The 26,760-nt window shown below is 73.0% G+C and carries 3 protein-coding genes and 1 pseudogene; all 4 read right to left on the reverse strand.

The genetic code is table 11. The annotated features are described in order from the left end of the window. Nucleotides 1-182: 182 nt before the first annotated feature. Nucleotides 183-7,364: pseudogene (locus tag JNUCC0626_RS14115) on the reverse strand (type I polyketide synthase); the annotation flags it as partial. Beyond that, nucleotides 7,361-10,474, reverse strand: coding sequence for a type I polyketide synthase (locus tag JNUCC0626_RS14120; protein ID WP_394620187.1), 3,114 nt, complete (start codon nt 10,472-10,474; stop codon nt 7,361-7,363). The gene JNUCC0626_RS14120 and the pseudogene JNUCC0626_RS14115, both read right to left, overlap by 4 nt. Then, on the reverse strand, nt 10,467-23,315 hold the full coding sequence (locus JNUCC0626_RS14125) for an SDR family NAD(P)-dependent oxidoreductase (protein WP_394620188.1): 12,849 nt from the start codon (nt 23,313-23,315) through the stop codon (nt 10,467-10,469). Before JNUCC0626_RS14125 ends, JNUCC0626_RS14120 begins: the two co-directional genes overlap by 8 nt. A gap of 189 nt (nt 23,316-23,504) precedes the next feature. Next, a complete protein-coding gene (locus tag JNUCC0626_RS14130; RefSeq protein ID WP_394620189.1) occupies nt 23,505-26,732 on the reverse strand; it encodes an AfsR/SARP family transcriptional regulator in 3,228 nt (1,075 codons plus the stop codon). Nucleotides 26,733-26,760: the final 28 nt, after the last annotated feature.

Genomic DNA, 26,760 nt, shown 5'->3' on the forward strand with positions numbered 1-26,760 from the left:
GCGGAGTCGAGCTGGTCGGTGATCGACTCGCTCTCCGCACCGTCACGCCACTGGGCGAGCAGGACTTCGAGGCGGGCGAGGACGCGGCCGCGGTCCTGCGCGCCGGCCGCGGCCAGACCGGTCTCGAGCCGGTCCAGGTCGTCGGTGAGGCGGTCGGTCGCGGGCTCCACCAGGGTCCTGAGGTGGGCGGCTGTCGCGGCGGCCGTCGGGTGGTCGAACACCAGCGTGCTGGGCAGGACGAGGCCGGTCGCCCTGGACAGGCCGTTGCGCAGCTCGACCGAGGCCAGCGAGTCGAGGCCGAGATCGCGCAACGGCTGGTGGACGTCCACCGAGCCGGGCGCGGAATGCCCCAGCACCACGGCGATCTCGCCGCGCACGATGTCGAGCAACAGCTGGTCGAGCTCGGGGCCCTGGGCGGTGCCGAGGATCTCGGCGACCGCGCCGTCGGCCACCGGCTTCGCCGCCAGCACCGCGCGCACCTCGGGCAGGTCGCCGAGCAACGGGCTCGGGCGCTGCGCGGTGAACGCCGGCACGAACCGGGTCCAGTCGACGTCCGCGACGACGGCCACCGGCTCGTCCCGTTCGACGGCCGCGACCAGTTCCGCGACCGCTCTCTCCGGCGGCAGCCCGGCGACACCGCGCCGCGCCATCTGCACCCCGGCCTCGCCTTCCGCCATGCCGGGCCCGGCCCACGGACCCCACGCGACCGACGTCGCCGTCAGGCCGCGGGCCCGGCGGGACTCGGCGAGGGCGTCGAGCGCCGCGTTGGCCGCCGAGTAGGCGCCCTGGCCGCCACTGCCCCAGGTGGCCGCGATCGACGAGAACAGCACGAACGCGTCGAGCGGGGTGTTCCCGAGCAGGCTGTCGAGGGTGATCGCGCCGCCGGCCTTGGCCGATCGGACGCGGTCGAACTCGGCGACCGTGGTGTCCACCAGGTAGTCCGGATCGCCGACTCCGGCCGCGTGCACGACGGCCGACGGCGGGAACTCCTTCAGCAGCAAGGCGAGCACGTCCCGGTCGGCGGCGTCGCACGCACGAACCGTGACCCGTGCGCCGAGTGCGGTGAGCTCGTCGACGAGCCCGGCGTCGGCCTGACCCCGGCGGCTGGTGAGCACCAGGTGCTCGGCACCGTCGGCCGCCAGTCGCCTCGCCACCTGACCGCCCAGCGCGCCGGTGCCGCCGGTGATCAGGACGGTGCCGCGGGGCCGCCAGTCACGTGCCTTCTTCGAGCCGGACACCCTCTGCAGCCGCCGCCCGTACACGCCGGACGGCCGCACCGCGATCTGGTCCTCGGTGCCGCCGAGCACCAGCTCGACGTCGCCGCCGAGATCGACGCATCCGCCCCAGCGGCGCGGGTGCTCCAGGCCGACCACGCGGCCGAGACCCCAGATCTCCGCCGCTGCGGGGTCGACCGGTTCGCCCGGCTCGACCTGCACGGCGTTGCGGGTCACGCACCACAGAGGTGCCTCGCGGCCCGCGTCGCCGAGTGCCTGGACGAGCACGAGCACCTGGCCGGCATCGGTGAGCAGCGACAGCACGCCGTCGGTGGCCGGCAGCAGCGCGGCGAGGTCCGCCCGGCCGATTCCGGCGGGCATCTCCAGCACCGCGGCGTTCTCGATGATCTGCTCGGCCGCAGTGCCTTCCGGCACGACGACGAGCCACTTGCCCTGTGGCCGCCGGTGGCCGTCGATCGGCTGCCAGGTGACGCGGTAGCGCCAGTTCGTGGCCCCGCCGTCGGCCTCGGCACGCCACCGGGCCAGCGCGGGCAGCAGACCGTCCGCGGTGGAGCTGTCGACGGCGAGCGCGTCCGCCAGTCCGGTGACGTCACCGTCGCGGACGACGGCCCAGAACCGGTCTCCCGCCGGGTCGGCCGCCGGCGGCGTGCCGGGAGCGAGCCAGTACCGCTCGCGTTCGAACGGGTAGGTCGGCAGCTCGATCCGCGCCTTCCCCAGCACCTCCGTCCACTGTGGACTCTTGCCCTCGACGTGCAGGCGAGCCAGCGCGGTGAGCAGCGTCTCCGGTTCGGACCGATCCCCCCGCAGCACCGGCACGGCACCGTCCACCAGCGGGGACAACGCGGCGTCGGGGCCGATCTCGACGAACCTCGTGACGCCGTCGGCGCGCAGGGTCTCGACACCGTCCGCGAACCGGACAGTCGCCTCGACCTGCCCCGCCCAGTACTCCGCCGTCGCCGGGTCGGCCGTTCCGCCGGTGGCCACCAGCGGCAGCACGGGCGTGCTGAACGTGAGGCCGTCGAGCACGGTTCGGAAGTCCGGGAGCATCGGCGCCATCAACGGCGAGTGGAACGCGTGACTCGTGTTGAGCCGCTTGGTCTTGGCGAACTTCGACGCCAGCCGGGTGACCACGTCCTCGTCGCCGGACAGCACCACGGCGTCCCCGCTGTTGACCGCGGCCAGCGACACCCCGTCCGGCAGCGGCAGCACCTCGTCCTCCGCGGCCTGCACAGCGATCATCACGCCACCGGCGGGCAGCGCCTGCATCAGCCGTCCACGCGCGCTCACCAGCGTGGCCGCGTCCTCCGCGCTCAAGATTCCGGCGACGTGCGCCGCGGCGACCTCTCCGACCGAGTGGCCGAGCACGACGTCCGGACGCACGCCCCAGGCGTCGAGCAGCCGCACCAGCGCGACCTCGACCGCGAAGATGCCCTGCTGCGCGAACTCCGTGCCGTCCAGCTCCGGCCCGCCCTCGAAGACGACCTCCCGCACCCGCGGGTCGAGGTACGCGCACACGGCGTCGAACGCCGCCGCGAACTCCGGGTACGTCTCGTACAGCTCGCGCCCCATCCCGGCGCGCTGAGAGCCCTGGCCGGTGAACAGGAACGCGGTCCGGCCGGACCCCGCGGTTCCGGTGATCGCTCCGCGACCGTCCCGGATCGCCGCCAGCCCGGCGACGCGCTCCTCGCGGTTCGTCGCGACGACCACGGCGCGGTGATCGAACACCGCCCGCCCGTTCGAGAGCGTCCGTGCGACCTCCACCGCGTCGGCGTCGACCTCCAGCAACTGCTCGGCCTGAGCCCGAAGTGCGGCCTCTGTGCGCGCCGACAACAGCCACGGCACGGGTCCGGCGAACTCGCGGTCCGGTGCCGTGGTCGTCGCCGGCTGTTCGAGGACGACGTGCGCATTGGTGCCGCTGACACCGAACGACGACACCGCGGCCCGGCGGACGTCGGTCTCGGGCCACGGCACGGCCTCGGTCAGCAGCTCGACCGCACCGGACGTCCAGTCCACCTTGGACGAGGGCGTGTCGAGGTGCAGCGTCCTGGGCAGCACGCCGTGGCGCATCGCCTCGACCATCTTGATGATCCCGCCGACGCCCGATGCGGCTTGCGCGTGCCCGATGTTCGACTTCAGCGACCCGAGCCACAGCGGGGTCTCCCGGTCCTGCCCGTAGGTCGCGAGCACGGCCTGCGCCTCGATCGGATCGCCCAGCACGGTCCCGGTGCCGTGCGCCTCGACGACGTCCACGTCCGAAGTGGACAGACCAGCGTTCGCCAGCGCCTGCCGGATCACCCGCTGCTGGGACGGCCCGTTCGGCGCGGTGAGCCCGTTCGACGCGCCGTCGGAGTTCACCGCCGATCCCGCGACCACGGCGAGCACCCGATGCCCGTGCCTCTGGGCGTCCGAGAGCCGTTCCAGCAACAACATTCCCGCGCCCTCGGCCCACGCCGTGCCGTCCGCGGCGTCGGAGAACGACTTGATCCGCCCGTCCGGTGCCAGCCCGCGCTGACGGCTGAACTCGACGAACGCACCCGGACTCGACATCACCGTCACGCCACCCACGAGCGCGAGCGCGCACTCCCCCGCCCGCAGCGCCTGCGCCGCGAGGTGCAGCGCGACCAGCGACGACGAGCACGCCGTGTCGACGGTCAGCGCCGGCCCCTCGAACCCGAAGGTGTAAGCGATCCGCCCGGACAGCACGCTGGCCGCCGTACCCGTGCCGAGGTTGCCCCCGACGTGTTCGGGCGCCTCGTGCAGCGGCGGTCCGTAGTCCTGTGACGCGGTGCCGGCGAACACGCCGACGCCGCGCGTCGCCCGTGGATCGATGCCCGCGTGCTCGAACGTCTCCCAGGTGACCTCCAGCAGCAGCCGCTGCTGGGGATCCATCGCCAGCGCCTCACGCGGGCTGATGCCGAAGAACGCGGCGTCGAACCCGGCCGCGTCAGCGAGAAACCCACCGTGCGCCACATAGGTCCTGCCCGGCCGCCCTGGCTCCGGGTCGTGGATCCCGTCGAGGTCCCAGCCGCGGTCCGCGGGAAACGGCGTGATCGCGTCGACCCCGTCTCGCACGACCTCCCAGAGCCGCGCCGGTGACGTGATCCCACCCGGATAACGGCACCCCATGCCGACCACGACGATCGGGTCGTCCGATCCGGCGTGCGCGACGGCCGCCTCCGTCGAGGCCTCACCGACGAGCCACGCGGCCAGCGCGGCGGGGTTCGGGTAGTCGAAGACGAGCGTGGGCGGCAGTGCCGATCCGATCGCCTTGCCCAGCCGTGCGCTCAGCTCGACCGCGGTCAGCGAGTCGAACCCGAGGTCGGCGAACGCGCGGTCGTCGTCGAGCGCCTCCGCGTACCCCAGCACGGCGGCGGCCTGCGCGCGCACCAACTCGGTCAGCTCACCGAGGGTCCGCCCTCGCAACACGGGAATCTCCGTGCGCGACGCGGTGGGAACGGTGCTCCCCGTCGTGAGCCAGTACCGCTCGTGCTGGAACGCGTACGTGGGCAGGTCGGTCCGGCGCGCACCGGTTCCGGCGAAGAACGCGGCCCAGTCGACCGCGACTCCGTGCGCATGCAGGGTCGCAACCGCGGTCAGCAGTGTCGTTGCCTCGTCCCGGTCCCGGCGCAGCGCCACGGCCGTGGTGGCGTCGGTGAGCCCCCGTGCCAACGCGGTCAGCACGCCGTCGGGCCCGAGTTCGAGGTAAGCCGTGACCCCCTGGTCCTCCAGCGACGCAACGGCTTCGGCGAAGCGCACGGGGCCGCGAACCTGTCCGGTCCAGTGGTCGGCGTTCGACAGGTCCGCCGTGTGCCCGGTGCGGGTGGACACGAGCGGCACGGCCGGCGCGTGGAAGTCCAGCTCTCGCACCACTTCCGCCAGCGGTGCGAGCACCGGGTCCATCGCCGCGGAGTGGAAGCAGTGACTCGTCACCAGGCGCTTGGTTCGGCGCCCCTGGGCGGCCCAGTGGGCGACGACGTCCGCAACGGCGTCCTCGGGACCGGAAACGACGACCGACGACGGCCCGTTCACCGCGGCGAGGTCAACGCTCGCGGGCAGGGCGAGCTCGGCTTCGCTCGCCTCGATCGCGGCCATGGCGCCACCGGCGGGCAACGCGGCCATGAGCCGGCCTCGCGCGGCCACGAGCCTCGCGGCGTCGGCCAGGCCGAGCACACCGGCCAGGTGGGCGGCGGTGACCTCGCCGAGCGAGTGCCCGGCCACGACGTCGGGGCGGACGCCCCACGACTCGACGAGCCGTGCGAGGGCCACCTCGAGGGCGAACAAGCCCGCCTGGGCGTAGTCGGTGCGGTCGAGCAGGGCATCGGACTCGCCGAACACCACGTCCTTGAGCGACGGCACACCCTGCCGGTCGATCTCCGCGCACACCTCCTCGAACGCGGCAGCGAACACCGGGAACGCGGCGTACAGCTCCCGCCCCATCCCGGCACGCTGCGAACCCTGCCCGGTGAACAGGAACGCGAGCTTCGTCTCGCCGCGAGCCTTGCCCTGCACCAGACCGGCGGCAGGCAGATCAGCGGCAAGGGCGTTCAGCCCGGCCCGAAGTCCGTCAGGCCCCGCCACGACCACCGCCCGGTGGTCGAGGTGCGCACGGCTCGTCGCCAGCGAGTAGGCCGCGTCCAGGGGATCGACGTCCACTTCGGACAACCTGCTCGCCTGCGCGCGAAGCGCGGCCGGGGACTTCGCCGACAGCAGGTACGGCACAACGCCGGGCGTCCCGGCCGGCACGACACCGTCGACCAGAACGGGAGCTTCCTCCACGATCACGTGCGCGTTGGTCCCGCTGACCCCGAACGACGACACCCCGGCCCGACGTGGCCGGTCCGCGGCAGGCCACGCCCGCGCGTCGGTGAGCAGCGAGACCGACCCGGTGGACCAGTCGACGTGCGGCGACGGCTCGTCGGCGTGCAGCGTCCGCGGCAACTCCCCGGCCCGCAGCGCGAGGACCATCTTGATGATCCCGCCGACACCGGCCGCGGCCTGGGCGTGCCCGAGGTTCGACTTGAGCGACCCCAGCCAGAGCGGAGCCGGACGGTCCTGCCCGTAGGTCGCCAGCAGGGCTTCGGCCTCGATCGGATCACCGAGAACCGTGCCGGTGCCGTGCGCCTCGACAGCGTCCACATCGGACGGAACCAGCCTGGCGTCCGCCAGCGCCGCCCTGATCACCCGCTGCTGTGCCAGACCGCTGGGAGCCGTGAGCCCGTTGGACGCACCATCGGAGTTGACCGCCGACCCGGCCAGCACGGCCAGCACGGTGTGACCGTTGCGCCGGGCGTCGGACAGCCGCTCCAGCACCAGCACGCCGACACCCTCGGCCCAGCCGGTGCCGTCCGCCCCGGCCCCGAAGGACTTGCAGCGCCCATCCGGTGCGAGGCCGCGCTGACGGCTGAACTCCACGAACCCACCGGGAGTGCTCATCACCGAGACACCCGCGGCCAACGCCAGCGTGCTCTCGCCCGCGCGCAACGACCGGATCGCCAGGTGCACCGCGACCAGCGACGCCGAGCACGCGGTGTCGACGGTGAGCGCGGGGCCCTCCAGCCCGAAGGTGTACGCGATCCGTCCGGAAAGGACAGAGGCGGCCAGGCCGGTGAGCAGGTGCCCCTCGACCTCCTCGGGTGCCTCGTGCAGCCGGGGTCCGTAGTCCTGGCCGTTGGTGCCGACGAAGACGCCGACCCGGTGGCCGCGCAGGGAGTCCGCCGCGATGCCGGCCCGTTCGAACCCCTCCCACGCTGCCTCCAGCAGCAGCCGCTGCTGCGGGTCCATCGCGAGGGCCTCGCGCGGGCTGAGGCCGAACAGCTCGGCGTCGAACCCCGCCACGTCGTCGAGGAAGCCGCCGTGCCGGACGTAGCTGGCCCCGGCCGCCTCACCGCTGAGCCTGTCCAGGTCCCAGCCGCGGTCGGCGGGGAACTCTCGAACGGCGTCGCGCCCCTCGGACACGAGCGTCCAGAGGTCCTCCGGCGTCGTGACTCCGCCGGGGTACCGGCAGCTCATGCCGACGACGGCGACGGGCTCGTGCGCCTGGTCCTCCAGCTCGCGCACCCGGCCGCGGGCTTCGCGCAGGTCGCCGGTGGCGCGCTTGAGGTAGTCCAGGAGCTTTTCTTCGTTCGTCACGACGCGGCACCCAGTTCCTGGTCGAGCAAGGCGAACATCTCGTCGGCGCTGGCGGAGTCCAGATCGGCCGTGGTGTCGGGGCCGGTCGCGATCAACGTGCGCAACCGGGTCAGCACCTGGGCGCGGGCCTCGCCGTCCAGCTCGCGCAGGCCCGACTCGACGGCGTCGAGGTGGCGGTCCAGATCGGTGGACGAGCCCGACAGCCCGGCCTGCAGGTGTGCGGCCAGCGAGGACACCGTCGGGTGGTCGAACACCACCGTGACCGGCAGCTCCAGCCCGGTGGCGGCGGCGAGCCGGTTGCGCAGCTGGACGGCCGACGCGGAGTCGAGGCCCAGTTCGCGGAACGACCCGGTGAGTTCGACGTCCTCCGGTGTCGCGTGACCGAGCACGGCCGCCGCGGCGGAACGGACGAGCTTCACCAACGACCCTTGCCCTGTCAGGTCCTGCTGCACCTCCGGCTGAGCACCTGCGACCGGCCCGGCGGTGGTCAGCCAGTAGTTGCGGTGGTCGAACGCGTACGTCGGCAGGTCGACCCGGCGCCCCGCAGGCAGCAGCCAGTCGACGCTCACCCCGCGCACCGCCAGTTCGGCCAGCGACAGCCGAACCCGCGCGAGGCCACCGTCCCCACGACGCAAGGCCCCTGCGACAACAGCGTCCGGCGCGGTCTGCTGCATGCCCGGCGTCAGCACGGGATGCGGGCTCAGCTCGACGAACGCGGTCTGCCCCTCGGCCGCCAGCATCCGCATCGCCCGGTCGAACAGCACCGGCTCGCGCAGGTTGGTGAACCAGTACCGCGCGTCCAGGCCGGTGGTGTCGGGGACCGAGGCGGTGACCGTCGACACGAACGGGATCTCGGCGTGGCGCGGCCGGATCGGGGCGAGGTCGGTCAGCAGCCGCTCCCGCAGCGAGTCGACCTGCGCCGAGTGGGACGCGTAGTCCACCGGGATCCGCCTGGCGTGCTCACCGCAGTGCTCGACCAGCTCGGTCAACGCCTCGGGTTCCCCGGAAACGACGACGGACGCGGCCCCGTTGACCGCGGCGATCGAGATCCCCGGCCGTCGCGCCAGCAACGTCTCGACCTCGCCGACCGGCAGCCGCACCGACACCATGCCACCGCGACCGGACAGTTCGGCCAGCGCCCGGCTGCGCAGCGCCACCACCCGCGCACCGTCCGAAAGGGACAGTGCACCGGCCACGCACGCGGCCGCGATCTCGCCCTGGCTGTGCCCGAGCACAGCCGCCGGGCGAACACCGTGGGACTGCCACAACGCGGCCAGCGACACCATCACCGCCCACAAGGCGGGCTGCACGACGTCGACGCGGTCGAGCTCGTCCCCGCGACGCAACACGCGCAGCAGGTCGAAGTCGGTGAACGGCGTCAACGCCGCAGCGCACTCGACCAGCCGTGCGGCGAACACCGGTGACGTGTCCAGCAGTTCCCGGCCCATCCCGGCCCACTGCGAACCCTGGCCCGGAAAGACGAACACCGCGTCCGGCCCCGCATCGGCGACCCCGGTGACGACGGTCGCCGACTCCTCACCGGCCGCGAGCGACGCGAGCGCGCGGTCCGGGCCGAGCACGACCGCGCGGTGCTCGAACGAGCTGCGCGAAGCCAGCGAATGCGCGACGTCGACCGCACGTTCGTCCACAACGGACAGGCGGGCGGCCTGCCCGCGCAACGCGGCCGCGCTCCGAGCGGAGAGCACCCAGGGCACGGACACGTCGTCCGGCCCGAACGACTCCTCGGCGACCGCCGGCGCTTCTTCGAGGATGACGTGGGCGTTGGTGCCGCTGACACCGAACGAGGACACCCCGGCACGACGCGGCCGTTCCCCCGCACCCCACGGCCGTGCCTCGGTCAGCAGCGACACCGCGCCCGCCGTCCAGTCCACGTGCGGCGACGGCTCGTCGGCATGCAACGTCCTCGGCAGCACGCCGTGGCGCAGGGCCAGAATCATCTTCAACAGCCCGGCCACCCCGGCCGCGGCCTGCGTGTGCCCGAGGTTCGACTTCACCGAACCGAGCCACAACGGCGACGGCCGGTCCTGCCCGTAGGCCGCCAGCAGGGCCTGAGCCTCGATCGGGTCTCCCAGAGCGGTACCGGTGCCGTGCGCCTCGACAGCGTCCACATCGGACGGGGAGAGCCGCGCGTCGGCCAGCGCCGCCGCGATGACCCGCTGCTGGGCCGGACCGTTCGGCGCGGTGAGCCCGTTGGACGCGCCGTCCGAGTTCACCGCCGAACCGCGCACCACGGCCAGCACCGGGTGCCCGTTCCGCACCGCGTCCGAAAGCCGTTCCAGCACCAGGACACCAGCGCCCTCGGCGAACCCGGTCCCATCCGCTCCGGAACCGAACGCCTTGCAGCGCCCGTCTGCGGAAAGCCCGCCCTGGCGCGAGAACTCGACGAACACCGACGGCGTGGCCAGCACCGTCGCCCCGCCCGCGAGAGCGAGCGTGCACTCGCCGCGGCGCAGCGACTGCACCGCGAGATGCACGGCGACCAGCGACGACGAGCAAGCGGTGTCGAGCGTCAGCGCCGGGCCCTCGAAGCCGAACGCGTAGGCGACCCGGCCCGACGCCAGCGACCCGGACGTCCCCATCAGCACCCGGCCGGCGAGATCGGCGTCGGCCGCACCGGTGCCGTAGTCCTGGTACATCGTCCCGGCGAACACGCCCGTCTTGCTGCCGCGCAACGACACCGGGTCGATGCCCGCACGCTCGACGGCCTCCCACGAAACCTCGAGCAGCAGGCGGTGCTGGGGATCGGTGACCTCGGCCGCGGCCGGGGAGATGCCGAAGAACCCCGCGTCGAACGCGCCCGGCTCGGCGAGGAACCCGCCGTGACGGGTGCTGGAATGCCCCGGCGCGTCCGGCCGGTGCAGGGCGTCGACGTCCCAGCCGCGGCTGGACGGGAACTCGGTGATCGCGTCGGTGCCGTCGGCGAGCAGCCGCCACAGGTCCTCCGGCGTCGTGACGCCACCGGGGTACCGGCAGCCGGCACCGACGATCGCGATCGGCTCCTCCGCCGCCTTCAGCCGCTCGCGCGCCTGGTGCAGTTCGACGGTGACCCAGCGCAGGTTCTCGAGCACCCGGTCGTCGTGCTCAGCCATGGTTGCCCAGCTCCTTGGAGATGAAGTCGAGAAGTTCGTCGGCGGAAGCCGTCCGCAGCCGCAGCGCCGGGTCGTCCGGCACGGGCTCCGGCCGTCGCAGCCGGGCCCCCAGCGCGTCCAGCCGGGCCGCCACCGCGGCCAGCACCGCTTCGTCCACAGTGGACTCGGTCAGCGCCGCCTCCAGCCGGTCCACGTGGTCGAGCACCTCCGGCCGCACCGGTGCGGACACCAGCCCGCGCTCCAGGTGCGCGGCGACGGCGGCCGGCGTCGGGTGGTCGAACACCAGCGTCGTGGGCAGCCGCACGCCGGTCGCCGCGGTGAGCCGGTTGCGCAGCTCGACCGCTGTCAGCGAGTCGAACCCGATCTCGGCGAACGGCTGGCCGGGATCGATCGCGGCCGTCCCCCGATGCCCGAGCACCGCCGCGACCTCGCCGCGCACCAGCTCCAGCACGACCTTCGGCAGCTCGGCGGCGGGCACGTCGCTCAGCCGGACCTGGTTCTCGGCCGGGGCCACCGGCGAACGCACCAGGCCGCGCAGCAACGGCGGAACCTCACCGAGCCGCGCCGCCGACGTCTCCAGCCGCACCGGGAACAGCACCGCGTCCCCGGCCGCCCAGGCCGCGTCGAACAGGTCGAGCCCCTGACGGTTCGACAACGGCAGCACACCCGAGCGCCCCAGCCGCCCGAGGTCCGCGCGGTCGAGCCCGCCGGTCATCGTGCTGGCCTCCGCCCACAGCCCCCAGCCCAGCGACACCGCGGGCAGGCCGAGATTCCGGCGATGCCGTGCCAGCGCGTCGAGGTACGCGTTCGCCGCCGCGTAGTTGGCCTGCCCCGCCGTGCCGAGGGTGCCCGCGACCGACGAGAACAGCACGAAGCTGCGCAACGGCAGGTCCGCGGTGAGCTCGTGCAGGTGCCGCGCGGCGTCGACCTTCGGCTGCAGCACGGTGTCGAGCAGATCCGGGGTCACCGCGGTGAAAGTCGCGTCGGCCAGAACGCCGGCGGCGTGCACGACCGACGTCAGCGGACGTTCGACTCCGGCGATCACCTCGGCGAGCCGCGCCCGGTCAGCGGCGTCCGCGGCGACGACTTCAGCAGCCGCGCCGAGTTCCGCGAGTTCGGCGACGAGCTCGGCCGCGCCCTCGGCGTCCGCACCACGACGGCTGAGCAGCACCAGGTGCCGGGCGCCGTGTGCGAGCGCGAGGTGCTTCGCGACGAGTCGCCCCAACGTGCCCAGCGCTCCGGTGATGAGAACAGTCCCGTCCGGGTCGAGCAACGGTTCGGTGGCAGCACGGACTTCCGCACGGGCCAGCGCCGGGACGTAGGCCGTACCCGCGCGCACCGCCAGTTGTCCTTCACCGGTGCCGAGAGCGGCCGGAAGTGCTTCCAGCGACCGCGGGTCGTCGTCGAGGTCGGCCAGGACGATCCGGCCGGGGTGCTCAGCCTGTGCCGAACGCAGCAGCCCCCACACCGCCGCGCCCGCGAGATCGGTGGCGTCGGCGTCGGTGGCGACAGGGCCGGTCGCGTGGCGCGTCAGCACGACCAGGCGCTCGTCGCCCGGACGATCCAGCCACTCGCGCACGTGCTCCAGCTGTTCGAGGAGAACCTCGCGGACATCGCCACTGCCCACGGGCACGATGACGTCGGCCTGCGAAGGCACTCCGGTGTGCTCCAGCGGCTGCCATGCGAGCCGGTACAACGAGTTCGACCCGGCGGCGAGCTGCGCGGGCGAGAACGGACGCAGCGTCAACGCCTCCGCGGTGAGCACGGGCCGGCCGTGCTCGTCGTCGACCGCGAGCGACACCGTGTCCGGCCCTGCGGGCGAAAGCCTGGCGCGCAGCCGCTGACCACCGGTGCCGTGCGCGGTCACGCCGGACCAGGTGAACGGCAGCCGCGGCGCGTCGTCGGCGAAGAACCCGCCCAGCCGCACCGCCTGAGCGGCAGCGTCGAGCAACGCCGGGTGCACGACGAAGGCACCGGCGTCAGCCTCGATCCCGACCTCCGCGTAGACCGAGTCCCCGGACCTCCACGCCCGCCGCAACCCCTGGAACGCGGGCCCGTAGTCGAACCCGTCCTCGGCCGCGGCGACGTAGAACTTCTCGACGTCCACCTCGATCGCACCGACAGGAGGCCAGGTCAGCGAAGGCCGAGGCTCCGATGCGGCGGCGATGGTGCCGGACGCGTGCCGGGTCCACGGCGTGTCACCGTCCTCGGCACGGGCGTGCACCCGCAGCTCGCGCCTCTCGGCAACCGTGACCTGCACCAGCACAGCACCGTGACGCGGCAGCACGAGCGGCGCCTCGACGGTCAGGTCCCCGACGGCCAACCCGGCCTCGCGCGCCGCGTGCAGAGCGAGATCGAGGAACGCGGTGCCCGGCAGCAAAGGCGTGTCCAGCACGGCGTGGTCGGCGAGCCATGGCAGCGTCCGCAGCGACAACCTGCCGGTGAACAGCCGGACATCCGGGTCGGCGAGCCGGATCGACGCGGTCAGCAGCGGGTGTCCTGCGGCGTCGAGCCCCAGACCGGTGACGCCCGGCGCCGTCTCCGGAGCGTCGAGCCAGAACCGCTCGCGCTGGAACGGATACGCGGGCAGCACCGCCGCAGGACCGGCGGGCAACGCCCAGTCCACCGGCACACCGTGCACGTGTGCCTCGCCGACGGCGTTCAGCACACGAACCAGGTCACCGTCGTCCCGCTTCAACGTCCCCAACGCGACGGCGGTGTCGGACACGTCGTCGAAGGACTCGGCGAGCGCGCTGACGAGCACCGGGTGCGGGCTGCACTCGACGAACACGTCGTGACCGGCGGCCAGCAGCGTCTCGGTGGTGCGCGCGAACTCGACCGGCTGCCGCAGGTTGCGGTACCAGTACCCGCCGTCGAGTTCCGCGGTGTCCGCCGGCGAGGCCGTCACCGTCGAGTAGAACGGGATCGCGGCCGAACGCGGGCGCACCGGTGCCAGCACTCGGGCCAGCTCGTCCTCGATCAGCTCCACGTGCGCCGAGTGCGACGCGTAGTCGACGGCGATCCGCCGCATCCGCACGTCACCCGCACCGGCCAGCAGCTCGTCGAGGGCGTCGGCGTCGCCGGACACCACGGTGGACGACGCTCCGTTCGCCGCCGCGACCGAGAGCCGTCCGCCCCACGGGCCGATCAGCTCGGCGGCCCGCTCCACCGGCACGGCCACGGAGACCATGCCGCCGCGCCCGGAGAGCGCCAGCAAGGCCTTGCTGCGCAGCGCGACCACCCGAGCACCGTCCTCGACGGACAGCGCGCCCGCGACCACGGCGGCGGCGATCTCGCCCTGCGAGTGACCCACGACGGCCGCGGGCTCGACGCCGTGCGAACGCCAGACCTCGGCCAGCGACACCATCATCGCCCACAACGCCGGCTGCACCACGTCCACCCGGGCCAACGCCTCGGGGTCGTCGAGCACGGCCGGCAAATCCCAGTCCACAAAGGACGACAGCGCGGCTGCGCACTCCGCCATCCGCGCGGCGAACACCGAAGACGAGTCGAGCAGCGAACGCCCCATCCCCGCCCACTGCGAACCCTGACCGGGGAACACGAACACGACCCGCCGACCGGACCGCGCCACACCCGCACCACTGCCCCGCTCGGCCAGCGCGGTGAGACCGGCCCGCAGATCACCCGCGACGACAGCGCGGTGCTCGAACCGCGACCGCGCCACCAGCGCACGCGCGACACCGGCGACGTCGCCGTCGGCCAACGACAGGAGCTGACGCGCCCGGTCCCGCAGCGCCGGTTCGGTCCTGGCCGACAGCACCCACGGCATCGGCGCCGGCACCACCGGAGCCGATGCCGGCGCCGGAACGCCTTCCAGGATCACGTGAGCGTTGGTGCCGCTGATCCCGAACGACGACACCGCCGCACGCCGCGGCCGCGCGACCGAGGGCCACCCGGAGTTCGAGGTCAGCAGCTCCACCGCGCCCGAGGCCCAGTCGACGTGCGGTGACGGCTCGTCGACGTGCAGCGTCTTCGGCAGCACACCGTGCCGCATGGCCTGCACCATCTTGATGACCGCGCCGACACCGGCGGCCGCCTGGGCGTGCCCGATGTTCGACTTGAGCGACCCCAGCAGCAGCGGACCGCCCGAGCGGTCCTGGCCGTAGGTCGCCAGCAGGGCCTGTGCCTCGATCGGGTCACCGAGCGGCGTGCCGGTGCCGTGTGCCTCGACCGCGTCGACGTCCGAAGTGGACAGACCAGCGGTCGCGAGCGCCTGGCGGATCACTCGTTGCTGGGAAGGCCCGTTGGGAGCGGTGAGGCCGTTGGAGGCGCCGTCGGAGTTGATCGCGGACCCGCGCAGCACCGCGAGCACCGGGTGCCCGTTGCGGCGCGCGTCGGAAAGGCGTTCCAGCAGCACCATTCCGGCGCCCTCGGCCCAGGCGGTGCCATCGGCCGCGGCGGCGAACGGCTTGCACCGGCCGTCCGGCGCCAACGCGCGCTGACGGCTGAACTCGACGAACGAGCCCGGCGTGGCCATCACGGCGACACCACCGGCAAGTGCGAGCGAGCACTCGCCCGCACGCAACGCCTGTGCGGCGAGGTGAAGCGCCACCAGCGACGACGAGCACGCCGTGTCGACCGTGACCGCGGGACCTTCGAAACCGAAGGTGTAGGACACCCGGCCGGAGACGACGCTGCCGGAACCGCCGGTGAACGAGTACCCCTCGGCCTCCTCCGGCAGCGGAGCCAGCCGCGCGGTGTAGTCGTGGTACATCGCACCCGCGAACACACCGGTGCGGCTGCCCCGCAGGGCGTGCGGATCGATCCCCGCGTTTTCCAAGGCCTCCCAGGAGGTTTCGAGCAGAAGCCGCTGCTGCGGGTCCATGGCGACGGCCTCACGCGGGCTGATGCCGAAGAACTCCGCGTCGAACAGGCCCGCGTCGTGCAGGAACCCGCCGCGCGTGGTGTACGTGCGACCAGGGCGGTCGGGATCGGCGTCGTAGAGCGACTCGACGTCCCAGCCGCGATCAGAGGGGAACTCGGTGATGGCATCGCGGCCGTCGACGACCAGGCGCCACAGTTCGTCCGGAGTCGTCACCCCACCGGGGAAACGACAGGCCATGGCGACGATCGCGATCGGATCGCCGGAGACCTCGGCGGGTGCGGCGGAGTCCGCGCTCTCGGCGGGACCGGCCAGTTCCTCGTGCAGGCGGTCCACCACCGCGGCGGGGGTCGGGTGGTCGAACAGCAGCGTGACGGGCAGCCGCAGCCCGGTGGCGGCCGCGAGCCGGTTGCGGAACTCGACCGAGGTCAGCGAGTCGAACCCGATCTCCTTGAAGGCGCGATCCGGCGCGGTGGCCGCCGGGTTCGCGAGCCCGAGCACGGCCGCGATCTCACCGCGCACGAGCTCGGTGAGCGCCTCCCGCGACATCGTCCCGTTCGTCGGGGCCTTGGTGCCGCCCGCGCGCAGGCGGACGAGACTCCGCAGCATCGGTGGCACCGCACCCGCGGCCCGCAGTCCGGCCTCGTCGAGCCGCAACGGCACCAGCACGGCGTCCTCGGCACCGCGGCACCGGTCGAACAGGTCGAGCCCGTTCGAGGTGGGCAGCGCGCCGACACCGGCGCGGGACATCCGAATCCGGTCCTGGGAGGCGAGCCCGCCACCCATGCCCTCCGCGGTCTCCCACAGCCCCCACGCCAGCGCGGTGCCCGGAAGTCCCGCAGCACGCCGATGTGCGGCCAGCGCGTCGAGGAACGTGTTGGCAGCCGCGTAGTTCGCCTGCCCCGCCGTGCCCAGGGTGCCCGCGACCGAGGAGAACACCACGAACTCGGCGAGGTCGGAGGTCAGCTCGTGGAGGTGCCAGGCGGCGTCCACCTTCGCCCGCAGCACGTCGTCGAGCTGCTCGGCCGAAAGTGCTTCCACGGGACCATCCGCGAGAACACCGGCCACGTGCACCACGGCGGTCAGCGGGCGCGAAAGCCCGTCCAGCAACGCCCTGAGCGCGTCGCGGTCGGCGACGTCGCAGGCCGCCACCGCGACGCTCTCTCCCAACTCCGCGACCAGGTCGTCGGCTTGGCCGCGACGACTGACGAGCAGCAGGTGGCGGTATCCCTGACCGGCCAGCCGCCGCGCCAGCTCACGACCGAGCCCACCGGTGGCGCCGGTGATCAGCACCGTGCCGTCCGGGTCCGCGGCCGGCGCCACGTCCGGCACGGTGGCCCGGACGAGCCGCGGCACGAGCACGACTCCGTCCCGATGCGCGACCTCCGGTTCGCCCGTGGCCGCGGCGGCAGCGATCTCGGCCGGGGTCAGCTCGTCTTCGGTCTCCAGCAGCACGAACCGGCCGGGGTGCTCGGTCTGCGCCGAACGGACCAGGCCGCGCACGGTCGCGTGCGCGAGCTCGCTGATCACGAAGACGAGCCGGGCACCGTCGAACCGGGGATCGGCGAGCCACGCGCGAACGAGCTCCAACGCGTGTGCGACAGCGGCATGCGCCTGTTCCGGCACCGAACCGGACCCGGTTTCCGGCCGCACGGCGACGAAGTCGGGCACCTCGACGAGCGCGTCGAGGTCGGCGGTCACCACACAGCCCGACGAGGTTCCCGCCGCGGGCACCGGTGTCCACGTGATCCGGTAAAGATCGTCCTGGACGACAGTGGCCGTCAGCTGGGCGGAAGTCACCGGCCGCAGCACGAGTGCACCGACAGACGCGACCGGCGCACCCGCGGCATCCACAACGGACAGCGAGTACCCGTCGGCAACCGGGGCGCACCGGACGCGGATCGTGCTCGCACCGGTGGCGTGCAGACGGACGTCGTTCCAGGAGAACGGGATCCGCCCCGCACCGACCGGCTCGCCGAACGCGACGACCTGCACCACACCGTCCAGCAGCGCCGGGTGCAGCCCGTAGCCGGCGGCCTCGGCCACGCGGTGCTCCGGCAGCGAGACCTCGGCGAACAGCTCGTCGCCCCGCCGCCACAGCGCGCGCAGGCACTGGAACTCCGGCCCGTAGGCGAACCCGGCCTCGGCGATCTCGTCGTACCGGCCGGTGAGGCCGACCTGCTCGGCGTCCGCGGGCGGCCAGCTCTCCGCGGACGACGGCACCTCGCCGCCGGCCGAGACGAACCCGGCCGCGTGCCGAGTCCAGCCCGCGGTCACCGAAGGCTGATCGGGCCGCGACGACACGACGATCGTGCGCCGGCCGGAGCGGTCCGGCGCACCGAGTGCTACCTGGAGCTGGACCCGGCCGTCGGCGGGCAGCACGAGCGGTGTCTCCTGGACGAGCTCGTCGAGCCGGTCACAGCCCGCCTGCCCGGCCGCGAGCAGCGCCAGCTCCACGAACGCGCTGCCGGGCAACAGGTTCGCGCCCAGCACCACGTGCCCGGCCAGCCACGGCTGCGTCCGCACCGACAGCACACCGGTGAACAGCACACCATCGGTACCCGCGATCTCGGCGCCACCGCCGAGCAGCGGATGCCCCGTGGGGGTGAGCCCGGCGGCCGCGACGTCCGCGCGCAACGAACGCGGCGGCAGCCAGAACCGCTGCCGTTCGAACGCGTACGTCGGCAGATCGACGGGAGAAGCCCCTGGCACGACGGCCGACCAGTCGGCGTCCACGCCGCGCACGGCCACCCCGGCCAAGGCGGTGAGCACGGACTGGAGGTCGTCGCGCCCGGCCCGCAACGTCGGAAAGACCGCGAAGTCGCCCTCGGGCAGACAGTCCCTGACCATCGCGCTCAGCACGCCGTCCGGCCCGATCTCGACGAACGTGGTGACGCCTGCCTCGACCAGGTTGCCCACCGCGGCCGCGAAACGGACGGTGTCGCGCACGTGCCGGACCCAGTGGCCGGCGGTGCGGGGATCTCCGTCGGTCACCAGCGGGATCCGCGCCGGGCGATAGGTGACCGACTCGGCGACCTCGCGGAACGCGTCGAGCATCCCGTCCATCAGGGGCGAGTGGAAGGCGTGGCTGACGTTGAGCCGTCGCGTCCGGCGACCGCGCTCCGCGAAATGCGCCGCGATGCCCGCAACCGCCTCTTCGGCACCGGCGACGACGACGGAGGTCGGCCCGTTCAGCGCGGCGAGCGAAACCTGGTCGTTCAGCAGCGGACCGACCTCGTCCTCGGTCGCCTCCACCGCGGTCATCGCGCCCTCGGCCGGCAACGCGGCCATCAGCGCGCCCCGGGCCGCGACGAGCCGGGCGGCGTCGGCCAGGTCGAGGATTCCGGCGAGGTGCGCGGCGGCGAGCTCGCCGATCGAGTGGCCGGCGAGGAAGTCCGGCCGGACGCCCCAGTGCTCGAACAGCCGGAACAACGCCACCTCGACGGCGAAGAGCGCGGGCTGGGTGTAGCGGGTGTCGTCGAGCAGAGCCGAGTCCGCCGCGAACACCACCGTCCGCAGTGGACGGTCCAGGTGCGGGTCGAGCGCGGCGAACACGTCGTCGAGCGCGGCCGCGAACGGCAGGCACGTCTCGTACAGGTCGTGCGCCATCCCGGCGCGCTGGGAACCCTGACCGGTGCAGAGGAACGCGAGTGCGCCGCCCGAAGCCCGCCCGATGCCGGTGCCACGCTCCGCCAGCGCTTCCAGCGCGGAGAGGTACCCGGCGCGATCGGCGGCGACGAGACCGGCCCTGTGCTCGAACCGGGTCCGCGCGGCCAGCGTCACGGCGACACCGGCGAGCGGCAGGTCCGGTCGTGCGACCAGGTGCTCCCGCAGCCGCCGGGCCTGGCCGGCGAGCGCGTCCTTCGTCTTCGCGCTGAGCAGCCACGGCGCCGGGCCGTCTCCAGCCTCGTCCGCGGTGACCGCGGGTGCCTCCTCCAGCACCACGTGCGCGTTGGTGCCGCTGATCCCGAACGACGACACAGCCGCCCGGCGGACGCGGTCCCCGGCCGGCCACGCGACGGGTTCGGTCAGCAGCCGGATGTCCCCCGCGGACCAGTCCACGTGCGGCGACGGCACTTCCGCGTGCAAGGTCTGCGGCACGACACCGTGCCGCAACGCCAGCACCAGCTTCAGCACACCGCCGATCCCGGCGGCGGCCTGCGCGTGCCCGATGTTCGACTTCAGCGACCCCAGCCACAGCGGGGTCTCCCGGTCCTGGCCGTAGGTCGCGAGCAGAGCTTCCGCCTCGATCGGATCGCCCAGCACGGTCCCGGTGCCGTGCGCCTCGACGACGTCCACGTCCGAAGTGGACAGACCGGCGTCGGCCAGCGCCTGCCGGATCACCTTGCGCTGAGCCGGACCACTGGGCGCGGTCAGACCGTTGGACGCGCCGTCGGAGTTCACCGAGGTGCCGCGGACCACCGCCAGCACGGGATGCCCGTGGCGACGCGCGTCGGACAGCCGCTCCAGCAGCACGATTCCCACGCCTTCCGCCCAGCCGGTGCCGGACGCGTCGGCGGAGAACGCACGGCAGCGGCCGTCGTCGGAAAGCCCTCCCTGCTTGGCGAACTCGACGAACATCCCCGGCCCGGACATCACGGCCACACCACCGGCGAACGCGAGCCCGCACTCCCCCGCGCGCAGCGATCGCACGGCCATGTGCAGCGCCACCAACGATGACGAGCAGGCGGTGTCCACGGTGACGGCCGGGCCCTCGAGCCCGAAGACGTGCGCGACGCGGCCGGAGATCAGACTCGTCGTCGTGCCGGTGAGCAGGTGCCCCTCGGACGCCTCGGCGGCCTCGTGCAACCGCGGTCCGTACTCGTGCTGGGTGGCACCGAGGAAGACGCCGTCTCGGTGACCTCGAACGGTGTCCGGCCGGATGCCGGCGCGTTCGTAGGCCTCCCACACGGCCTGCAGCACCAGCCGTTGCTGGGGATCCATCGAGAGGGCTTCGCGTGGGCTGATGCCGAAGAACGCGGGATCGAACTCGGCCGCACCGCTGAGGAACCCGCCGTCGCGGACCGCCGCGCTGTCCCAGCCGCGGTCGGCAGGCGGCGGACCCACCGCGTCCCGCCCCTCGGCGACCAGCCGCCACAGGTCCTCGGGGCTCTCGACATCACCGGGGAACCGGCAGGCCATGGCGATCACGGCAACGGGTTCGTCCGAAGCCCCTGACACCTCGGATGCCTCGTCCTCGGTCGCGCCGGCCAGGTGCGCGGCCACCGCCTCGGGCGTGGGGTGGTCGAACAGCAGCGTCGCCGGGAGCGTGCGGCCGGTCGCCTCCGCGAGCCGGTCGCGCAGTTCGAGGCCGGTCAGCGAGTCGACGCCCAGGTCGCGGAACGTCCTGGCCGGGTCGACGTCGGTCGTGGAGCGGTGCTCGAGGACGGCCGCGACCTCGGCGAGGACGAGGTCCAGCGGACCGACGAGATCGCTGATGCCGAGCGCGGGTTCCACCCGCACCTCCCGGCGTTCCCGCGGCTGGTCCGACAACCAGTAGGTCTCCCGCTCGAACGGATAGGTCGGCAGTTCCACCCGGTTTCCGTGCCACGCGGCGAAAACCGCGCCCCACTCGACCTCACGACCGGTCACGTGCAGTGCCGCCAACGCCCGCACCAGCGCGGCGGTCTCGGACCGGGCACCGCGGTGGGCCGGGACGACCTCGGCCCCGGTGACCGTCGCGCGGGCCTGCTCGGTGAGCACCCCGCCCGGACCGATCTCGACGAAGTCCGTGACCCCACCGGCTTCCAGAGTGCGCACGGCGTCGGCGAACCGGACGGCCTCGCGTGCCTGACGCACCCAGTACCCGGCGGTCCCCAGCTCGGTCGCGAGAAGTCCGGTCACCGTCGACACCACCGGCAGCCGCGGGTCCGAATAGGACACTTCACCGGCGATCCGGCCGAACTCCGCCAGCATCGGCTCGATCCGGGCGGAGTGGAACGCGTGACTGACGGTGAGCCGCTTCGTCCGGTGCCCCCGCGCGGCCAGTTCCTCCGCGGCGGCGAGGACCGCGTCCTCGTCACCGGACAGCACAACGGCCGCAGGCCCGTTCACCGCGGCAAGCGAAACCTGATCGCCCAACAGCGAACGGACGTCCTCCTCAGAAGACTCCACCGCGACCATCGCGCCGCCGACGGGCAACGCCTGCATCAAAGAGCCGCGAGCGGCCACCAGCTTCGCCGCGTCGGAGAGCGAGAACACCCCGGCGACATGGGCCGCGACGAGCTCACCGACCGAGTGCCCGGCCACGAAGTCCGGCCGCACCCCGGCACTCTCGAACAGCCGGAAGAGAGCCAGCTCGAAGGCGAACAGGCCGGGCTGGGTGTACTCGGTGCGGTGGAGGTCGTCTCCGTCCTCACGAACGACCTCGGCGAGCGGCCGGTCGAGCAGCCCGTCGAACGCTGCGCACGCGGCGGCGAAAGCCTCCGCGAACACCGGAAAGTCCGACGCCAGCTCCACCCCCATCCCGGCACGCTGGCTGCCCTGACCGCTGAACAGGAACGCGAGCGAGCCGCGCGTGGAAACTCGGCCGCGGACGATCTCGTGCGCCCGCCCGCCACCGGCCAGGGTGTCCAGGCCGCGCACCAACGCCTCGTGGTCGCGACCGACGACAACAGCCCGGTGCTCGTGATGCTTCCGGCCGACCGCCAGGGAGAACCCGATGTCCACGGCGTCCACTTCGGACGCCCGAAGCCGCGCGGCCTGGTCACGCAGGGCTTCCGGCGTGCGCGCCGACAACAACCAGGGAAGCGCGGTCGGCACCGCGGAGGCCGCGGACTCCCGCGCCGGAGCCTCCCGCACGACGACGTGGCAGTTCGTGCCGCCCATGCCGAACGACGACACGCCCGCGACAAGTGGTGCGTCGGGCTCGGGCCAGTCCGACAACGTCGTCTGCACCCGCAGCCCCAGTTCCCGCACCACCGGGTTGGGCGTCTCGAACCCGAGGCTGGCCGGCAGCTTCCTGTTGCGCAGTGCGAGAACGACCTTGACCAGCCCCGTGACACCAGCGGCAGCCTCGGTGTGACCCACGTTCGTCTTCGCGGAACCCACGACCACCGACCGCCCGAAAACCTGCCCCAGCGCCGCGGCCTCGACCGGGTCACCGGCCTTGGTGCCGGTCCCGTGCAGCTCGACGTACTGGACCTCCCGCGACACGATCCCGGCGCGGTCATGCGCCAGCCGCAGCACTTCAGCCTGGGCGTCGGCGTCCGGAGCGGTGAGTCCGGCCCCGCCACCGTCGTTGCTCACCGCGCTGCCCGCGATCACCGCGTGCACGAGATCACCGTCGGCGAGCGCCTGGCCGAGGGGCTTGAGGACGACGGCCGCGCCGCCCTCACCGCGCACGAATCCGTTGGCGTGCAGGTCGAAGACGCGAGCGATCCCGTCCGGCGACAGACCGCCGAAGCGTTCGGCCAGGACCGCGCCCTCCGGCACGAGGTTGAGGTGCACACCACCGGCGACGGCGACCGCGCACTCCCCCCGCAGCAGGCTTTCCACGGCCTGGTGCACGGCGACCAGCGACGAGGACTGCCCGGAATCGACGACAAAACTCGGCCCGCGCAGCCCCAATGCGTAGGAGACGCGGTTCGCGATCAGACCACGCCGGACACCGGCCATGGAGTGCTGCGTGACCGCGCCCGCACCCGCGCGGTCGAGCAGAGTGGCGTAGTCGTCGGACGCCGCGCCGACGAAGACACCGGTCCGCGCGCCCGGCCTGATCCCTGCGTTCTCCACGGCCTCCCAGGCGAGTTCGAGCATCAGCCGCTGCTGCGGGTCGATCGCGGCGGCCTCTCGCGGCGAGATGCCGAAGAACGCCGGGTCGAAGTCGGCGACCCGATCGAGATAGCCGGCGGGTGGCGCACCGGGAGCGGTGGCCCGGCCGGTGGGCGGCTCGCCGATCGCGCGACGACCGTCGCGCAGCAAGGCCCAGAAGCCGGCCGGGTCCTCCGCCGAGGGCAGTCGGCAGGACAGGCCGATGATCGCGATTCCCTGCGGCATGAGCCCTCCTCGCCGTTGTGCCCTCGGTACCTCCGAAAAGCTAGGAAGGACGGCTTGCCGCTCGCTTCCACCGACTTCCCCGCACCTGAAAGTGACTCATCGCAACGGAAGCGCTGCTTTCCGTGACGAGCTGGACAGCGGAAACGGGGCGGTCCGGAACGTGCCCGAACCGCCCCGTTTCCCGCGACCTCAGAACTCCGCGAGCGCCTCCCGGGCACGGCGTTCGAGCGCCGGCAGACCCTCCGCGAGAGTCAGTCCCTCCGCGCACAGACCGTGTGCGACGCCCCGGTCGCCCAGACCCGCCTGCGCCCGCGCCAGTGCCAGCAGGCAGTGCACCTCGATCTGCCGCAACCTGTCGTTCCGCGCCAGCCGCAACGCTTCGGCGCCGACCAGCAGCACCTCGTCGTGGTCACCGCGGGTGCCGAGAACGGCCGCCATCCCGGAGAGCGCTTCCGCCACGTGCCAGGGCGAACCCCAGTCCCGTGCCACCTCGACGGCCTCCTGCTGGTGGCGCACCGCCGACTCCGTCTCGCCGAGTGCCGCCTCGGCGGCGGCCAGTGCGTTGAGCGCCCCGACCTCGGTCTCGCGGTTCTGCTCGTGGCGGGCGATCTCCAGTCCCCGCAACGCCTGTGCGCGACCCTGTGCGAAGTCGCCGAGATCGTTCGACACGAGGCTCAGCCCGCACAACGCCGAAGCTTGGCCGTACGGATGGGACAGCGCCAAGTGCTGCTCGAACGCCTTGGTCAGCGACCGCCGCGCGCCGGGCAGATCGTCCTGCAACCGTTGCACGAGCCCGATCCCGACGAGCACCGCGGCCGTGCCGAGCTGGTAGTGCTCGGCGGCCGCGAGCTCCAGTGCCTCGTCCAGGCAGGCACGCGCCGCGTCGAGCGCGCTCCGCTGCCGGTGCACCGAGGCGAGGTTGTTGAGCGCGATCATCTGCCCCAGCCGGTGGCCGGACGACCGTTGCAGCGCCAGCGCACCCTCGAACTGCTCGGCCGCCCGGTCGAACCGGCACGCCACGCGCAACGCGATCGCCGACGCGTTGAGCGCGGAAGCCTTGCCCTCCGGCCAGTCGACCTTCTCGAACACGCGCAGTGCCTCGGTCATCCACTCGATCGCCTGCTCGTGGCGTTCCCTGTGGACGAACGCCAGCCCGATGCTCTGCGCCGTGACCGCTTCCACCGCGGGGACGTGGTGCCGGCGCGCGGCGGCCAGGACCGCGGTCGCGAGTTCGACCCATTGCACCCGCCGGCCGCGGTGGTAGAACAGCGCGCGCACGGCGTCCGCGAGGTACCAGGCGACGGGGAACGGCCCTTCCGTCACGGCCTGCGTGACGACGGCGGACAGGTTCTCGTGTTCGGCGTCGAGCCAGGCCGCGGCCTCGGCCGAGTCCGCAAAGGAGATCGGGTTGTCCAGCACCACAACGGGTTCGCGCGGCAGCCGGGTCTCGTGCTTGCGGCCGAACATGCGCTCGGCCGCGTCGGCACCGGAGAGGTACCGCGCGATGAACCGCTGCCAGGCCTGGGCCCGCGACTGGGCCGGCTCGTCCGCTAAGGCCTGCCGAAGCGCATAGGCCCGCAACAGGTCGTGCAGCCGGTAACGACCGATCACGTGCTGCTCGACCAGGTGCGCGGCGGCGAGCTGACGCAGCTGACGCGCCACGACGTCGACCGGGTCACCGGTGAGTGCCGCGGCACCGGAGGCGGTGAAGTCGGGACAGGGGGCCAGCCCCAGCAACCGGAACAGCCGCCGCAGCTCCGGCGCGAGCGCCTCGTAGGAGACCGCGAACGCCCGCGTCACCGCGCTCTCCTCGGCGTCGTCGAGGATCAGCTCGTTGAGCCGGTCGCCCTTGGCCAGTCCCGCGGTCATCGCCGCGACCGTGCTGTCCGGGCTCGTCGCGATGTTCGCGGCGGCGATGCGCATCGCCAGCGGCAGATGCCCGCACAACCGCGCGAGCTCGCCGGCGGCCTCAGCCTCGGCGGCCATCCGCCTCTGCCCGAGCAGCCCTCCGAGCAGGGCCCGCGAGTCCTCGTCGGTGAGCGGCCCCAGACCGAGCGAGAACGCACCGAGCTCGGCGACCAGCCGCCCGAGCCGATTCCGGCTGGTGACCAGCACAGTTCCCGTGGGCGGCAGCAACGGCAGCACCTGCTCGGCGTTCCGCGCGTTGTCGAGCACCAGCAACACCCGGCGATCCGCGAGCAGCGACCGGTAGAGCCCGGCCTGCGCGTCGACCTCCTCCGGCACCCGTTGCGGGTCGACACCGAGCGCGCGCAACAGCTGAGCCAGCGCCACCGTCGGCTCCATGGGCTCGCGGTCGGCGTCGAACCCGCGCAGGTTCACGTACAGCTGCCCGTCAGGAAACTGCTCCCGCACGCGATGAGCCCAGTGCAGCGCCAACGCGGTCTTGCCGACACCGGGAATGCCGTGCACCACCCACACGTCCGACGTGCGGTCAGCCTCCCAGGAAGCGAGCTGCCGATCCAGCCGCGCCAGCTGCTCGGCCCGCCCGGCAAACCCGCGCACGTCCCGGGGCAGCTCCGCGGGCGGCGGCGGTGCGACGACCTCGACCGCCTGTGGGGCAACGGCCTCGGGCTCGTCGCCATCACCCTGCAGCACCTGCACGTGCATGGCACGCAGCCGCTTCCCAGGCTCGACTCCGAGCTCGGCGTCAAGACGCTCGCGCGTCTCGTGGTAGACCTCCAACGCCTCCGGCGTCCGCCCAGACCGCTGCAACGCCAGCATCAGCTGTTCCTGCAGCCGTTCCCCGAAGGGGTACTCGTTGACGTACCGACGCAGCTCCTGCACCACGTGCGCGTGCCGCCCGATCGCAAGCTCGGCGTCGAACAACGTCTCGAGCGCCGCCACCCTCTGCTCCGCGAGCACCTGACCGCTGCGACGAACGAGCATCTCGGTAACGCCACCCAACGGCGGCCCCTGCCACAACTCGAGCACAGCACGCAGCCGGTCGACGCCAAGGCGCGGCTCGCCACACCCGATGAGCCGCCGAGCATCCTTGGTGATCTCGCCGAAGACCTCGACGTCCAACTCACCGGCCCCGACCTCGATCAGGTACCCGGGCTCGCGCCGCACGATCACCTCACGGCCGAGCAACTTCCGCAGCTCCCAAACCCGAACCTGCAGCTGCCCCCGAGCACTGGCAGGCGGCCGGTCCTCCCACAACAGGTCGATGAGCTGGTCCTCGGACACGACCTGATTGGCGTTGAGCAACAACGCCGCCAGCACAGTCCGCTGCTTGGGCCCACCAAGCCGAGCAGGCCCATCAGCCCCGACCACCGCAACCGGCCCCAGCAACCGGTACTTGAGGTCCGCGAACGCCGGAATCGTCAACAACGGCGCGCGCCGACCAGACGTGTGCGGAACGAGCGACCTGTTGGAAATGCTGTGGTCGACCGTCATCGGCCACCTCCCCTGCAATTCCATTCCC

Origin of the sequence: Lentzea sp. JNUCC 0626, from assembly GCF_043632865.1 — a bacterium.
Taxonomy (GTDB): Bacteria; Actinomycetota; Actinomycetes; order Mycobacteriales; family Pseudonocardiaceae; genus Lentzea.

Bases quoted from the DNA above. Each gene is read 5' to 3' on its own strand.
- JNUCC0626_RS14130 (WP_394620189.1), bottom strand. From the start codon at position 26,732: ATGACGGTCGACCACAGCATTTCCAACAGGTCGCTCGTTCCGCACACG.
- JNUCC0626_RS14120 (WP_394620187.1), bottom strand. From the start codon at position 10,474: ATGGCTGAGCACGACGACCGGGTGCTCGAGAACCTGCGCTGGGTCACC.
- JNUCC0626_RS14125 (WP_394620188.1), bottom strand. From the start codon at position 23,315: ATGCCGCAGGGAATCGCGATCATCGGCCTGTCCTGCCGACTGCCCTCG.